Annotated in this window: 14 protein-coding genes; 1 reads left to right on the top strand and 13 read right to left on the bottom strand. The window is 60.6% G+C overall.

What is annotated here, in order from left to right; all coding sequences use genetic code 11:
* Nucleotides 1–143: 143 nt before the first annotated feature.
* Complete coding sequence (locus tag QMX96_RS06930; protein WP_274096889.1) at nt 144–2,357, top strand: LTA synthase family protein; 2,214 nt, start codon at nt 144–146, stop codon at nt 2,355–2,357.
* Between the two features lie 221 nt (nt 2,358–2,578).
* Here the strand turns inward: QMX96_RS06930 and glmS are convergent, their stop codons facing one another.
* The 13 genes from glmS to QMX96_RS06865 form a co-directional block, all read right to left on the bottom strand.
* Nucleotides 2,579–4,414: a glutamine--fructose-6-phosphate transaminase (isomerizing) gene (gene glmS, locus QMX96_RS06925; RefSeq protein WP_282361474.1), complete on the bottom strand. Its 1,836-nt coding sequence runs from the start codon at nt 4,412–4,414 to the stop codon at nt 2,579–2,581.
* An 11-nt stretch (nt 4,415–4,425) separates the two neighbouring features.
* Nucleotides 4,426–5,193 carry a DeoR family transcriptional regulator gene (locus QMX96_RS06920; protein WP_282361473.1) on the bottom strand — a complete coding sequence of 256 codons (768 nt, stop codon included), beginning with the start codon at nt 5,191–5,193 and terminating at the stop codon, nt 4,426–4,428.
* 192 nt (nt 5,194–5,385) lie between these two features.
* Nucleotides 5,386–6,753 (bottom strand): bifunctional UDP-N-acetylglucosamine diphosphorylase/glucosamine-1-phosphate N-acetyltransferase GlmU, encoded by a 1,368-nt coding sequence (glmU, locus tag QMX96_RS06915; RefSeq protein ID WP_282361472.1) that lies wholly within the window; start codon nt 6,751–6,753, stop codon nt 5,386–5,388.
* Between the two features lie 127 nt (nt 6,754–6,880).
* Entirely contained in the window at nt 6,881–7,300 is a 420-nt protein-coding gene (locus QMX96_RS06910; protein WP_043860662.1) for a F0F1 ATP synthase subunit epsilon, read from the bottom strand.
* Nucleotides 7,301–7,344: 44 nt separating this feature from the next.
* Nucleotides 7,345–8,721, bottom strand: a complete 1,377-nt coding sequence (gene atpD / locus QMX96_RS06905; RefSeq protein WP_043860663.1) for a F0F1 ATP synthase subunit beta — start codon at nt 8,719–8,721, stop codon at nt 7,345–7,347.
* A gap of 27 nt (nt 8,722–8,748) precedes the next feature.
* Complete coding sequence (atpG, locus tag QMX96_RS06900; protein WP_282361471.1) at nt 8,749–9,609, bottom strand: F0F1 ATP synthase subunit gamma; 861 nt, start codon at nt 9,607–9,609, stop codon at nt 8,749–8,751.
* Nucleotides 9,610–9,659: 50 nt separating this feature from the next.
* Nucleotides 9,660–11,204, bottom strand: coding sequence for a F0F1 ATP synthase subunit alpha (gene atpA / locus QMX96_RS06895; RefSeq protein WP_043860665.1), 1,545 nt, complete (start codon nt 11,202–11,204; stop codon nt 9,660–9,662).
* Nucleotides 11,205–11,225: 21 nt separating this feature from the next.
* A complete protein-coding gene (locus QMX96_RS06890; protein WP_043860666.1) occupies nt 11,226–11,762 on the bottom strand; it encodes a F0F1 ATP synthase subunit delta in 537 nt (178 codons plus the stop codon).
* Between the two features lie 12 nt (nt 11,763–11,774).
* A complete protein-coding gene (locus QMX96_RS06885; protein WP_043860667.1) occupies nt 11,775–12,245 on the bottom strand; it encodes a F0F1 ATP synthase subunit B in 471 nt (156 codons plus the stop codon).
* A 57-nt stretch (nt 12,246–12,302) separates the two neighbouring features.
* Nucleotides 12,303–12,560: a F0F1 ATP synthase subunit C gene (gene atpE, locus QMX96_RS06880; RefSeq protein WP_003097235.1), complete on the bottom strand. Its 258-nt coding sequence runs from the start codon at nt 12,558–12,560 to the stop codon at nt 12,303–12,305.
* Between the two features lie 142 nt (nt 12,561–12,702).
* Nucleotides 12,703–13,572 (bottom strand): F0F1 ATP synthase subunit A, encoded by an 870-nt coding sequence (atpB, locus tag QMX96_RS06875; RefSeq protein ID WP_043860668.1) that lies wholly within the window; start codon nt 13,570–13,572, stop codon nt 12,703–12,705.
* A gap of 16 nt (nt 13,573–13,588) precedes the next feature.
* On the bottom strand, nt 13,589–13,996 hold the full coding sequence (locus QMX96_RS06870; RefSeq protein WP_282361470.1) for a F0F1 ATP synthase subunit I: 408 nt from the start codon (nt 13,994–13,996) through the stop codon (nt 13,589–13,591).
* 149 nt (nt 13,997–14,145) lie between these two features.
* Nucleotides 14,146–15,018, bottom strand: coding sequence for a ParB/RepB/Spo0J family partition protein (locus QMX96_RS06865; protein WP_043860670.1), 873 nt, complete (start codon nt 15,016–15,018; stop codon nt 14,146–14,148).
* Between the last annotated feature and the right edge of the window lie 7 nt (nt 15,019–15,025).

Raw genomic sequence — 15,025 nt, 5'->3', positions numbered from 1 at the left:
CACCACGGTAAGCCATGAAGGCGCATTCGACATTGATCCAGGCCAGAAAACTGGGTTTCGACTTGTTGCCGGAATGCTGTGGAGATGTACTGCACTTGGTACCATCACCACATTTACATGACGACATGATGACGAACGCCCCCGTGAAACGTATCTATCGCTGGTTGCAGCACCCTCGCGCTTCGCTCGCCGCCCTGTTCGGGCTGCTGGTGGTGGTTCCTGTATGCCTGCGCGTGGCGAACGGCTGGGCCGATCCGCTGGGGTACCTGTCCGACGTGGGCCTCGGTGGAGCACTGGTCGTTCTGCTGTACCGTCGTCCGGTATGGCTGGCAGTGCCCGTGGTGCTGGCGTGGGGAGTGCTGAGCCTGGCCAGTGCCGAGCTGGTGGCCGCAGTAGGCCGATTGCCGACCCCGGCCGACCTGCACTACCTCACCGATGTGCAGTTCATGGAAAACTCCGCCGGTGGCAGCCTGGCCAATCCTGGCTTCGCCATTGCCCTGGGGCTTGGGCTGCTGTTGTGGCTTGCGACCCGCTGGGCGGCCCGGGCCAGAGCCGTCGCGCCATTGCCGCGGCACCTGTGGGCGGTGCCGGTGACCTGCCTGCTGGTGCATGCCGGTACCCAGGCGTGGGAACCTGCCGAAGCGGACGAGTGGCAGGTGTTCAACCTGCCACATCAATTGCTGGCGGTAGGCGTGGGTGAAAGCCAGGCGCGTATCGAAGACTGGCTGGAGGCCGATGTGGTCGACCCGCCCGTGGCCATGGCCGGCCTGACCCGCCTGGACCTGAGCGGCAAGCCGCTGCTCGACGCGCCCGGCAGCGCGCGCAACGTGCTGGTGGTCGCGCTGGAAGGCATCCCGGGGGCTTACCTGGACATCAACCGACGCACCCTCAACCCCGCCTACCAGGAACACCTGATGCCCAAGCTGAGCGCCTGGGCCGAACGCGGCATGAACACCCCCGACTACGTGCTGCATACCCACCAGACCATCCGTGGCCTCTACGCCATGCTGTGTGGCGACTACGACAAGCTCGACAACGGTACCCCCAAGGGGGTCGAGTTGCTGACGCAGAACCAGCGCAACCAGGAATGCCTGCCGGCGCAATTGCGCGAACATGGCTTCAGCACGCACTACCTGCAGGGTGCCGGGCTGCGCTTCATGGCCAAGGACAAGATCATGCCGCATATCGGCTTCGATACCACCCTGGGCCTGGACTGGTTCAAGAACCCCAACTACCTGGACTTCCCGTGGGGCAAGGACGACAAGGCGTTTTTCGAAGGCGCGCTGGACTATGTCGGCCAACTGCAGAAGCAGCCTGAACCCTGGATGCTCACCCTGCTGACCGTGGGCACCCACCAGCCCTATTCCGCGCCGGCAGAGTACCTCGAACGCTACGCCACGCCCAAGCAGGCGGCAGTGGCCTACCTCGACGACGCTGTGGATAACTTTCTTGCCGGGCTGGAACGTCAGGGGGTACTCAAGGACACCCTGGTGGTGATCACCTCGGACGAATCCCATGGCATCGACGGTGTACGCCTGGCGTCTTCGTGGGGCTTCAACCTGATGCTGGCGCCCGAGCAGGCACAACTGCCACAGGTGAAATCCGGCGTGTACGGTCACGTCGACCTGACCGCATCGGTGCTCGACTACTTCGGCTTCCCGGTGCCCAACGCCCTCAGTGGGCGTTCGCTGCTGCGCGACTATGACAACGGGCGTGAAATCATGTCGTTCACCAACGGCAAGCTGCGCTATCACGATGGCAATGCCACCTTCACCGAATGCGATTTCCAGCAGCGCTGCCGGTCGTATGCCAGTACCGGCTTCATTGCCGAACGCGCCAACCTGACAGATCGCTTCCGTGGCCAGCGGGCACGCCAGGTGCAGGCGCGCGCCAGCGCACTGGATCAATCAGTGATGGGCTCACCGCTGAACCAGCACTACCAGTTCGGCAGTGCGACGGTGATCCCGCTGCAGCCGCAGATCAAGGATGACTGGGCCGACAACCTGATCGGCGCGCAGTACCTGGAGATGCCCAAGGGCTCGCACACCCGGGTGCGCCTGACGGTACGTTCGGCCGACCCGCAGCAGAACGCCTATATCGTGCTCAAGACCAAGGAGTTCGAGCAGGAGGTGCTGGTGGGGCTACCTACCGAGGAGATGCTGGTCACGCCGGATCAGCCCCTGGAAATGGAGTTCACGTTCGACAACAACGAGTCGCGCAAGGCGTTCTCGTTCCACCTGCTGGGGCATGGGTTGGGGGCGGTCGAAGTGAGCGACTTCAGTGTGGTGACCGAAGCGCCGGGGCAGATTGATGAGCTGGATGAAACGCTGGCGCGGTTGAACGGCAAACCCAGTTGATTCCCTGATTGTCAGTGGACAGTTCACCGGCCCTCAGCGCACAACGCGGCTGTTCAACCAGCAGAAGCGGCTGCCCGTTTTGCCTGTGTGAAGCGTGGCGCTGGTCGACGCTGTGATGGCCTGAGCAGCGACCGCACGGGTGTGCGGGGCAAGCAGGATCCGGGAAGGCGAACCTTCCCGGATCTTTTGGCGGTGTGGAGTGCCTGGGCCTGACCGGCCCCTTACTCCACCGTCACCGACTTGGCCAGGTTGCGGGGCTGGTCGACGTCGGTGCCCTTGAGCACGGCCACGTAGTACGACAGCAATTGCAGCGGGATGGTGTACAGGATCGGTGCCAGCGCATCGACGATGTGCGGCATGGCGATCACATGGGTGCCCTCGCCATTGCTCATGCCTGCCTTCTCGTCGGCGAACACGATCAGCTCGCCGCCACGGGCGCGCACTTCCTGCAGGTTGGACTTGAGCTTCTCCAGCAGCTCGTTGTTCGGTGCCACGGTAACGACCGGCATGTCGGCATCCACCAGCGCCAGCGGGCCGTGCTTGAGCTCGCCAGCCGGGTAGGCTTCGGCGTGGATGTAGGAGATTTCCTTGAGCTTGAGCGCCCCTTCCATCGCCACCGGGAACTGCGCGCCACGGCCCAGGAACAGGGTGTGATGCTTGTCGGCGAACAGCTCGGACGTCTTCTCGATGGTGGCGTCCATCGCCAGCGCTTCGCCCAGGCGTACCGGCAGACGACGCAGTTGCTCCACCAGTTCGGCTTCGACGCCAGCCGGCAAGGTGCCACGCACGCGCCCCAGCGACAGGGTCAGCAACATCAGCGACACCAGCTGGGTGGTGAACGCCTTGGTCGAGGCCACGCCGATTTCCGGGCCGGCACGGGTCAGCAGGGTCAGGTCCGATTCACGCACCAGCGAGCTGATGCCGACGTTGCAGATGGCCAGGCTGGCAAGGAAGCCCAGCTCCTTGGCATTGCGCAGCGCCGCCAGGGTGTCGGCAGTTTCGCCCGACTGGGAAATCGACACGAACAGGGTGTCGGGCTGCACCACCACCTTGCGGTAGCGGAATTCACTGGCCACTTCGACCTGGCACGGAATGCCGGCCAGCTCTTCGAGCCAGTAACGCGCAACCATGCCCGCGTGGTAGCTGGTGCCACAGGCCACGATCTGTACATTGCGCACCTTGGGGAACAGCTCGGCCGCCTTGGGGCCGAAAGCCTGCACCAACACGTGATCCGAACCCAGGCGGTCTTCCAGGGTGCGCTGCACCACGGTGGGCTGCTCGTGGATTTCCTTGAGCATGAAGTGGCGGTAATGGCCCTTGTCGGCCGCTTCCGCGCCTTCGTGATACTGCACGGCCTCGCGTTGCACCGGCTGGCCATCGACGGCCCAGATGGTGATCTGGTCGCGGCGAATCTCGGCGATATCGCCCTCCTCCAGGTACATGAAGCGGTCGGTGACCTGGCGCAGGGCCAACTGGTCGGAGGCAAGGAAGTTCTCGCCGTGGCCCAAGCCGATCACCAGCGGGCTGCCGCTGCGGGCGGCCAGCAGGCGGTCTGGCTGGCTGGCGCTGATCACCGCCAGGCCATACGCGCCATGCAGTTGCTTGACGGTCGCCTTGAGGGCGTCGGCCAGGTCCGGCAGGCTTTTGAGGGTGTGGTGCAGCAGGTGCACGATCACTTCGGTGTCGGTCTGCGAGGTGAATACGTAGCCCAGGCCCTTGAGCTGTTCACGCAGCACATCGTGGTTCTCGATGATGCCGTTGTGCACCACCGCCAGGTCGTGGCCGGAGAAATGCGGGTGTGCATTGCCTTCGGTTGGCGCGCCATGGGTCGCCCAGCGGGTATGGGCGATACCCAGGTTGCCGACCAGCGGCTCGGCGGCAACGGCCGCTTCCAGCTCGCTGACCTTGCCGATGCAACGACGGCGTTCAAGGTGGCCCTGCTGGGTGAAGACAGCCAGGCCAGCACTGTCATAACCGCGGTATTCCAGGCGCTTGAGGCCTTCGATCAGGATGGTGGTGATGTTGCGTTCGGCGACGGCGCCCACGATTCCACACATAGATGTTGCTCCTAGCTGATAGCGGCACAGATGAGGTTGATGCCGCGGGCTTGAATTTGATCGCGTGCCTCCTGGGGCAGGCGTTCGTCGGTAATCAGGGTATTAACGCTGGCCCAGGGCAGCTCCAGGTTGGGAATCTTGCGCCCGACCTTGTCCGACTCGACCATCACGATCACTTCGCGGGCCACCTCGGCCATCACCCGGCTCAACCCCAGCAATTCGTTGAAGGTGGTGGTGCCGCGCACCAGGTCGATACCATCGGCACCAATGAACAGTTGGTCGAAATCGTAGGAGCGTAGTACCTGCTCGGCAACCTGGCCCTGGAACGATTCGGAATGCGGGTCCCAGGTGCCGCCGGTCATCAGCAGTACCGGTTCGTGTTCCAGTTCGCTCAGGGCACGGGCCACGTTCAGCGAGTTGGTCATCACCACCAGCCCCGGTTGCTGACCCAGTTCGGGGATCATCGAAGCCGTGGTGCTGCCGCTGTCGATGATGATGCGCGCATGCTCGCGAATCCGCGCCACGGCGGCACGAGCGATGGCCTGTTTGTAGAGAGAGATGGGCTGGCCCTGGTCGGCGAACAGTTCCTGAGGCAGGGTCACCGCGCCACCGTAGCGGCGCAGCAGCAGGCCGTTGGCCTCCAACGCGGCGAGGTCCTTGCGAATGGTGACTTCGGAGGTTTCGAAACGCTTGGCCAGTGCATCCACGGTCACCTCGCCCTGCTCATGCAGCAAGGCCAGGATGTTGTGGCGGCGTTGAGGTGTGTTTCGTTTCGACATGGGAAGTTAAGTTTCGATTCGAAAGATAATGACGCCAATCAAAACCTAAAGCTTTCATTTGGTCAAGCAGACAATGAAATTTTTTCTGTAGATAAGGCGTTGCTGGGGTCAGGTTATCCACACTCGAATGCCAGGCAAAAAAAAAGCCGACTTATGCACAATGCGGTCGGCTTTCTCAGAGCTGTGGACAACTCAGCTCTTCTTGATTTTCTCTGGCCGTTTCCAGCCATCGATGTTGCGCTGACGACCGCGGGCCACGCCCAACTGGCCAGCCTCGACCGTCTGGGTGATGGTGGACCCCGCAGCGGTGGTGGCCCCATCGAGGATATCCACAGGCGCCACCAGCGAGTTGTTGGAACCGATGAAGACATCCTCGCCCAGTACGGTACGGAATTTGTTGGCCCCGTCGTAGTTACAGGTGATGGTGCCGGCGCCGATATTGGTGCGCGCCCCCACCTCGGCATCACCCAGGTAAGTCAGGTGGCCTGCTTTGGCACCTTCACCCAGGTGGGCGTTCTTCAGTTCGACAAAGTTACCCACATGCGCACGGGCATCCAGCACGCTGCCCGGGCGCAGCCGCGCGAACGGACCGGCATCGCTGCCCTCGCCCAGCACGGCACCTTCGAGGTGGCTGTTGGCCTTGACCACCGCACCCTTGCGCAGGGTGCTGTTCTTGATCACGCAGTTCGGGCCGATGACCACGTCATCCTCGATCACCACGCGGCCTTCGAGGATAACGTTGACGTCGATGAGCACGTCACGCCCCACGATGACTTCACCACGCACGTCGAAACGCGCCGGGTCACGCAGGGTCACGCCCTGGGCCATCAGGCGACGACCTTCGCGCAATTGATAATGACGCTCCAGTTCGGCCAACTGACGACGGTCGTTGGCGCCCTGCACTTCCATCGGGTCCAGCGGCTGCTCGGTGGCCACCACCAGGCCGTCGGCCACTGCCATGGCGATCACGTCGGTCAGGTAGTACTCACCCTGTGCGTTGTGGTTCGACAGGCGGCCAAGCCACTCGGCCAACCGAGCCCCCGGTACGGCAAGGATGCCGGTGTTGCCTTCATTGATCGCCTTCTGTGCGTCGCTGGCATCCTTGTGCTCGACAATGGCAGCCACCTGACCCTGGTCGTCGCGCACGATACGGCCGTAGCCGGTCGGGTCGGCCAGGGTCACAGTGAGCAGGCCCAGTTGCTGCGGGTTTACCCTGGCCAGCAAACGCTGCAGGGTGTCCACCTCGATCAGCGGTACATCGCCGTAGAGGATCAGCACGGTGTCGGCACTGAGCGACGGCAAGGCCTGGGCCACGGCGTGGCCTGTGCCCAGCTGTTTGTCCTGCAACACGAAATTCAGGTCATCGGCAGCCAGTCGCTCGCGAACCAGCTCGGCACCATGTCCGATCACCACGTGAATACCCTGGGGCTCGAGCTGGCGGGCGCTGTGGATAACATGGCCAAGCATCGAGTTGCCGGCGACCGGGTGCAGTACCTTGGGCACGGCCGAGCGCATGCGTGTGCCCTGGCCTGCCGCGAGAATAACGATATCGAGAGACATTGACTGGCTACCAAATCCGGGGAGAGGTCGATGAATGACCGAAATGAGATATGCAGAAAAAGAAAAAGGGTAGCCGAGGCTACCCTTTAACTCAATCGCGGCGAAAGCAATCAGCCTGTAGGCCGAATTACCTTCCCTTGCGCAACTGCTGGACGGTGCGCAGCTGAGCTGCGGCTTCGGCCAGACGTGCGGCAGCGGCGCCGTAGTCGAACTCCGCGCCTTTGGCGTTCAGGGCGTTCTCGGCAGCCTTGAGGGCTTCCTGGGCCTGAGCTTCGTCCAGGTCGGCAGCACGTTGCACGGTATCGGCAAGCACCTTGACCATGTTCGGCTGGACCTCGAGGAAACCACCAGAGATGTAGAACACCTCTTGGGCGCCACCCTGCTTGGTCAGCGTGATCGGACCAGGCTTCAGATTAGTGATCAGCGGGGCGTGGCCTGGAGCGATACCAAGATCACCCAGGTTGCCGTGCGCAATCACCATCTCGACCAGGCCGGAGAAGATCTCTCCTTCCGCGCTGACGATATCGCAATGGACTGTCATAGCCATCTGCTTGCCTCAACCTGATTAGCGCCCCTCGCGGGGCGCCGGGATTACAGTTTCTTGGCTTTCTCGACTGCTTCTTCGATGCCGCCGACCATGTAGAACGCTTGTTCTGGCAGGTGGTCGTAGTCACCGTTGAGGATGCCTTTGAAGCCAGCAATGGTGTCTTTCAGGGAAACGTATTTGCCTGGAGAACCGGTGAAGACTTCAGCCACGAAGAACGGCTGGGACAGGAAGCGCTGGATCTTACGAGCACGGGAAACCAGTTGCTTGTCGGTCTCGGACAGTTCGTCCATGCCCAGGATCGCAATGATGTCCTTCAGCTCTTTGTAGCGCTGCAGCACGTACTGAACGCCGCGAGCGGTTTCGTAGTGCTCGTTGCCGATCACGTTCGGGTCCAGCTGGCGCGAAGTCGAGTCCAGTGGATCGACCGCTGGGTAGATACCCAGGGAGGCGATGTCACGGGACAGTACGACGGTGGCGTCCAAGTGGGCGAAGGTGGTGGCTGGCGACGGGTCGGTCAGGTCGTCCGCAGGTACGTATACGGCCTGGATCGAGGTGATCGAACCTTCCTTGGTCGAAGTGATACGTTCTTGCAGAACGCCCATCTCTTCAGCCAGGGTCGGCTGGTAACCTACCGCCGAAGGCATACGGCCCAGCAGTGCGGATACTTCGGTACCGGCCAGGGTGTAACGATAGATGTTGTCGACGAACAGCAGAACGTCGTTACCTTCGTCACGGAACTTCTCGGCCATGGTCAGGCCGGTCAGCGCTACGCGCAGACGGTTTCCTGGTGGCTCGTTCATCTGACCGTAGACCAGCGCTACCTTGTCGAGAACGTTGGAGTCCTTCATCTCGTGGTAGAAGTCGTTACCCTCACGAGTACGCTCACCCACACCGGCGAACACGGAATAACCGCTGTGCTCGATGGCGATGTTACGGATCAGTTCCATCATGTTTACGGTCTTGCCTACACCGGCACCACCGAACAGACCAACTTTACCGCCTTTGGCAAACGGGCAGACCAGGTCGATAACCTTGATGCCGGTTTCCAGCAGGTCGTTGCCGCCTGCCTGGTCAGCGAACGAAGGCGCTTCGCGGTGAATGCCCCAGCGCTCTTCTTCACCGATCGGACCAGCTTCGTCGATCGGGTTGCCCAGCACGTCCATGATCCGGCCCAGGGTCGCTTTACCGACCGGTACGGAGATGGCTGCGCCGCTGTCGACGACGTCCAGACCGCGCTTCAAGCCTTCGGTCGAGCCCATCGCAATGGTACGGACCACGCCGTCGCCCAGCTGCTGCTGAACTTCCAGGGTGGTTTCCGCGCCTTGTACTTTCAGTGCGTTGTACACGCTCGGCACGCTGTCACGTGGGAATTCCACGTCGATGACGGCGCCGATGATTTGAACGATACGTCCGCTACTCATAGCTGGATCCTCTGAATATTTGAACCGTTAAACCGCGGCAGCGCCGCCGACGATTTCCGAGATCTCTTGGGTGATCGCAGCCTGACGCGCCTTGTTGTAGATCAGCTGCAATTCGCTGATCAGGTCGCCGGCGTTGTCGGTGGCGTTCTTCATTGCGATCATCCGCGCAGCTTGTTCGGCCGCGTTGTTCTCGACCACCGCCTGGTAGACCTGCGACTCCACGTAACGCACCATCAGGCCGTCCAGCAGCTCCTTGGCGTCAGGTTCGTAGAGGTAGTCCCAGTGGTGCTTGAGTTCTTGATCCGGGGTTGCAACCAACGGAATCAACTGCTCGACCGTTGGGGCTTGCGTCATGGTATTGATGAACTTGTTCGATACCACGGACAGACGATCGATACGATCATCCAGGTAAGCGTCCAGCATGACCTTGACGCTGCCGATCAGATCATTGATCGACGGCTCTTCGCCCAGGTGGCTGATCGCTGCAACGACGTTACCGCCGTAGCTGCGGAAAAACGCCGCACCTTTGCTGCCCACCACGCACAGGTCGATTTCGACCCCTTGCTCGCGGTTGGCTGCCATGTCCTTGACCAGGGCCTTGAACAGGTTGGTGTTCAAGCCACCGCACAGACCACGGTCACTGCTCACAACCACATAACCGGCGCGCTTGACAGGGCGTTCGATCATGAAGGGGTGGCGGTATTCCGGGTTGGCGTTGGCCAGATGACCAATCACCTGGCGGATACGCTCCGCATAGGGACGGCTAGCAGCCATGCGCATTTGAGCCTTGCGCATCTTGCTGACCGCCACTTTTTCCATGGCGCTGGTAATTTTTTGCGTGCTTTTGATGCTCGCAATCTTACTGCGAATCTCTTTTGCGCCTGCCATGTAACACCTATCAGGTTAGCAAGCGGGGGCTGCAAAGCCCCCGCTGCGGCTTACCAGGTTTGGGTGGCCTTGAACTTCTCGATACCGGCTTTGATGCCAGCGTCGATTTCGTCGTTGAAGTCACCCTTCACGTTGATCTTCGCCATCAGTTCGGCGTGATCACGGTTGAAGAAAGCGATCAGCGCTTGTTCGAAGCTGCCGATCTTGGTGATTTCGACGTCGGTCAGGAACCCACGCTCAGCGGCATACAGCGACAGCGCCATGTCCGCGATGGACATTGGAGCGTATTGCTTCTGCTTCATCAGCTCGGTAACACGTTGACCGTGCTCGAGTTGCTTGCGGGTGGCTTCGTCCAGGTCAGAAGCGAACTGGGCGAATGCCGCCAGTTCACGGTACTGAGCCAGAGCGGTACGGATACCACCGGAGAGCTTCTTGATGATCTTGGTCTGAGCGGCACCACCTACACGGGATACCGAAACACCGGCGTTCACTGCAGGGCGGATGCCCGAGTTGAACATGGCCGATTCCAGGAAGATCTGACCGTCGGTGATCGAGATCACGTTGGTCGGAACGAACGCGGAAACGTCGCCAGCCTGGGTTTCGATGATCGGCAGTGCGGTCAGCGAGCCGGTCTTGCCAGTTACGGCACCGTTGGTGAACTTCTCTACGTACTCTTCGGAAACGCGCGATGCACGCTCCAGGAGGCGGGAGTGGAGATAGAACACGTCACCTGGGTATGCTTCGCGTCCTGGTGGACGGCGCAGCAGCAGGGAGATCTGACGGTAGGCAACAGCCTGCTTGGACAGGTCATCGTAGACGATCAGTGCGTCTTCGCCGCGGTCACGGAAGAACTCGCCCATGGTGCAACCGGCGTATGGCGCCAGGAATTGCAGTGCGGCGGATTCCGAAGCACTGGCAACCACCACGATGGTGTTGGCCAGGGCGCCGTTTTCTTCCAGCTTGCGAACGATGTTGGCAACGGTCGAACGCTTCTGGCCGACAGCAACATACACACAGAAAATACCGGAGTCTTTCTGGTTGATGATGGCGTCGATGGCCATGGCGGTCTTGCCGATCTGACGGTCACCGATGATCAGCTCACGCTGGCCACGGCCGACAGGGATCATGGCGTCAACCGATTTGTAGCCAGTCTGTACAGGCTGGTCTACCGATTTACGCCAGATAACGCCCGGTGCAACCTTTTCAACAGCGTCGGTCTCGGTGTTGTTCAGCGGACCTTTGCCATCAATTGGGTTACCCAGTGCGTCGACGACGCGACCCAGCAGTTCCTTACCAACCGGAACTTCGAGGATGCGGCCGGTGCACTTGGCGCTCATGCCTTCAGCGAGGGTGTCGTACGCGCCCAGTACTACCGCACCAACGGAGTCTTGCTCCAGGTTGAGGGCCATACCGAACACGCCGCCCGGAAACTCGATCATTTCGCCGTACATAGCGTCGGCCAGACCGTGAATCCGCACGATACCGTCAGAAACGCTGACGACAGTACCTTCGTTGCGGGCTTGGGAGGCTACATCGAGTTTCTCGATGCGGCCCTTGATGATTTCACTAATTTCGGAAGGATTGAGTTGCTGCATTGCTCTGCTGCCCCTTCAAACTCAAGATTTCAATGCTTCGGCCAGTTTCGCGATTTTGCCGCGTACTGAACCATCGATAACCAGGTCGCCGGCGCGGATTACGACACCACCGATCAGGCTGGCATCCTCCGTCGCGTGCAGGCGCACTTCCCGGCTGAGTCGTGCACTGAGAACCTTGGCGAGTTTGTCTTGCTGTTCTTGGTTCAACGCAAAAGCACTGGTGACTTCCACGTCCACGGATTTCTCTTGTTCGGCCTTGTACAGATCGAACAGAGCCGAAATCTCCGGCAACAGCAGGAGACGTTCGTTTTCCGCGGCAACATGAATGAAATTCTGTGCCTGTGCATCGAACTTGTCACCGCACACGTCAATAAACGCGGCGGCCTTTTCTGCGCTCGTCAGTCGCGGGGCCTTGAGCAGGCGCTGCATTGTGTCGTCTTGAGACACTGCAGCAGCCAGGCCGAGCATGGCTGACCAATTGGCCAGTTGCTGATGGGCCTGGGCGTGCTCAAAGGCCGCCTTAGCGTAAGGTCGGGCCAACGTGGTCAGTTCTGCCATGATCGCCCTCGCTTAAATTTCAGCGGCCAGTTTATTAACCAGCTCCGCATGCGCGTTTTGATCGATTGTGGCGCCAAGGATCTTTTCAGCACCGTTGACGGCCAGGCTACCCACTTGGGCGCGCAGCGCGTCTTTGACACCGTTCAGTTCCTGTTCGATCTCGGCTTGAGCCTGGGCCTTCACACGGTCAGCTTCGACGCGAGCCTGGTCACGGGCTTCCTCGACGATCTGGTTACCGCGTTTCTTGGCTTGCTCAATGATTTCGGCTGCCTGAGCTTTAGCTTCGCGCAGTTGCTGACCCGCTTTATCTTGGGCCAGCTCCAGGTCGCGAGCTGCTCGGTTGGCAGCGTCCAGTCCTTCCGCGATCTTCTTCTGACGTTCTTGCAAAGCCGCGATGACCGGAGGCCACACGAACTTCATGCAAAACAGTACAAAAATGAAGAACGCAACGGACTGGCCAATCAGGGTTGCATTAATGTTCACGCCAACACCTCGCTCGTTCTAAGTCCATCACACCAATCCACTCGAAAATTCGAGTGATTAGCCAGCGATTTGACCAACGAAGGGATTAGCGAAGGTGAAGAACAGAGCGATACCAACACCGATCATGGTCACGGCGTCGAGCAGACCGGCGACGATGAACATTTTGACTTGCAGCATCGGAACCATTTCTGGCTGGCGAGCAGCGCCTTCCAGGAACTTGCCGCCCAGCAGGCCGAAACCAATGGCGGTACCCAGGGCACCCAGGCCGATCAGCAGAGCAACAGCGATAGCGGTAAGACCAACTACAGTTTCCATCTTTCCTCCCGACTTTTACGTCGTATTGGTTAGGTTTTTTAGTTTGAAGCGGTAAAACAAAATCGTTTGGTACAGCTGCCCTTGCGGACTTTTTCGGCCTCCCCCCACCCCGGCGGAGAGGCCTCAGACACGCCAGGCGGTCTTAATGGTTATCTTCGTGAGCCATCGACAGGTAGACGATGGTAAGCATCATGAAGATGAACGCTTGCAGGGTGATGATCAGGATGTGGAACACAGCCCACGCCCATTGCAGCACCACGCCCAGGCCGCTCAGCCACAGCAGACCGGCACCGAACATCACGGCGATCAGGATGAACACCAGCTCGCCGGCATACATGTTGCCGAACAGACGCAGGGCCAGCGAGATCGGCTTGGCGATCAGGGTCACGAATTCCAGCAGGAAGTTGACCGGAATCAGCAGGATCTGGACGAAGATGTTCTTGCTGCCGAACGGGTGCAGGGTCAGCTCGCCGATGAAGCCGCCGATGCCCTTGACCTTGATGCTGTAGAAGATGATCAGCGCGAACACGCAGAAGGCCATCGCGATGGTGGCGTTCGGGTCGGTGGTGGATACGGCACGGAACGGGATGTGCGGATCACCGGAGATCAGCATCGCCAGTTGCGGGATCCAGTCGACCGGGATCAGGTCGACGGCGTTCATCAGGAATACCCACACGAAGATGGTCAGGGCCAGCGGTGCGATGACCGGGCTGCGGCCGTGGAACGAATCCTTGACGCTGCCGTTGACGAATTCGACCATCACCTCGACGAAGTTCTGCAGGCCGCCGGGTTGACCGGAAGTCGCTTTTTTCGCCGCCATGCGGAACAGGAGGATGAAGATCAGACCCAGCGCAACGGACCAACCCAGGGTGTCCACGTGGAACGCCCAGAAGCCCATTGCCTTGGCTTCTGCTGCGGAATGGGCAAAGCCCCAACCGCCGTCTGGTAATTGCCCGAAGGTCAAGTTCTGCAAGTGGTGCTGGATATAGCCCGAAGCGGTTTCTGCTGCCATGTTTGCCTCAAACGCCCTAAGGTCTCGAAAGTCTCGTTTTTATCAGCAGGGGCGCGAACCAGCTGACCAACTGGGTCAGCAAGAAGACGCCGAATACTGCTAATGGCGCCAATGGCTTCACTCCTGCGAACGTCAATGCGAACAGCACTGCCGTCAAAATCAATTTGCCTGCCTCGCCAGCGTAGAACGACTTGACGATGGCCTGCGCTGCCCTGGCGCCGGTGTAACGGAACGCCTTGTAGGCAAAGTACATATTCGGCAGCCAGGCGATCAGTCCTCCGCAGAGTGCCGAATAGCCGCTGACCACCCCATGCCACTGCCACACCCCCAACGATGCCAGCAGCAACACGACAAATTGAGCGAACAGTACCGGAAAAACCGCCCAGCGATGGAAAGGCAAGCGGTTTGGCGTGCGGGTCTCCATCACAACTGCTCCTCGAAAGTCGACCAACCAGTCAGTAATGACTTGGCATAATTTGTGCCGACAAAATGCGCGCAGAGTATAGGGGCGCTTGGACCCCTATTCAACTGCTGGGTAGTGATTTCCGACTGCGCGCTACAAAGCGAATTGTTTCAGCGGATGTGAGCAAGCACGCCCTGCAACTCGTCCAGGGAGTTGTAACGGATCACCAACTGGCCTTTGCCCTTGTTGCCGTGACGGATCTGTACCGCCGAGCCCAGCCGCTCTGCCAGACGCTGTTCAAGGCGGGTGATGTCCGGATCGGGCTTGGCCGGTTCCACCGGCTCGGGCTTGCCGCTGAGCCACTGGCGAACCAGGGCTTCGGTCTGGCGTACGGTCAGGCCTCGTGCGACAACGTGTCGCGCCCCGTCGACCTGCTGTTCTTCAGGCAAACCGAGCAGCGCTCGGGCATGCCCCATCTCCAGGTCGCCGTGGGACAGCATGGTCTTGATGACTTCCGGCAGCGAGATCAGGCGCAGCAGGTTGGCCACGGTCACCCGCGACTTGCCCACAGCATCCGCGACCTGTTGCTGGGTCAGCTGGAACTCCTGCTGCAGGCGCTGCAGCGCGATGGCCTCTTCCACCGGGTTGAGGTCTTCGCGCTGGATGTTCTCGATCAGCGCCATGGCGATGGCGGTTTCATCCGGCACATCGCGCACCATCGCCGGGATGGTCTCCATGCCGGCCTGCTGGCTGGCGCGCCAGCGGCGTTCGCCGGCGATGATCTCGAAGCGGTCGTCACCGATCGGGCGGACCACGATCGGCTGCATCACGCCCTGGCTCTTGATCGAATGCGCCAGTTCTTCAAGGGCCTGCGGGTCCATGTCCCGACGGGGCTGGTATTTACCGCGCTGGATCAGGTCCAGCGGCAGGTGTTGCAGTTCTTTCTGGTCGACCTTGACAGCCTGCTCTTCGAGCGCGCTGACGGTAGGACCACTGAGCAGTGCATCCAACCCACGTCCGAGACCTCGTTTCTTAACGGCCATGCGGATT

The organism is Pseudomonas sp. PS01300 (assembly GCF_029960155.1).
Taxonomy (GTDB): domain Bacteria; phylum Pseudomonadota; class Gammaproteobacteria; order Pseudomonadales; family Pseudomonadaceae; genus Aquipseudomonas; species Aquipseudomonas palmensis.
The sequence above is the reverse complement of the archived record's forward strand: the minus strand, read 5'-3'. Positions and strand labels throughout refer to the sequence as shown.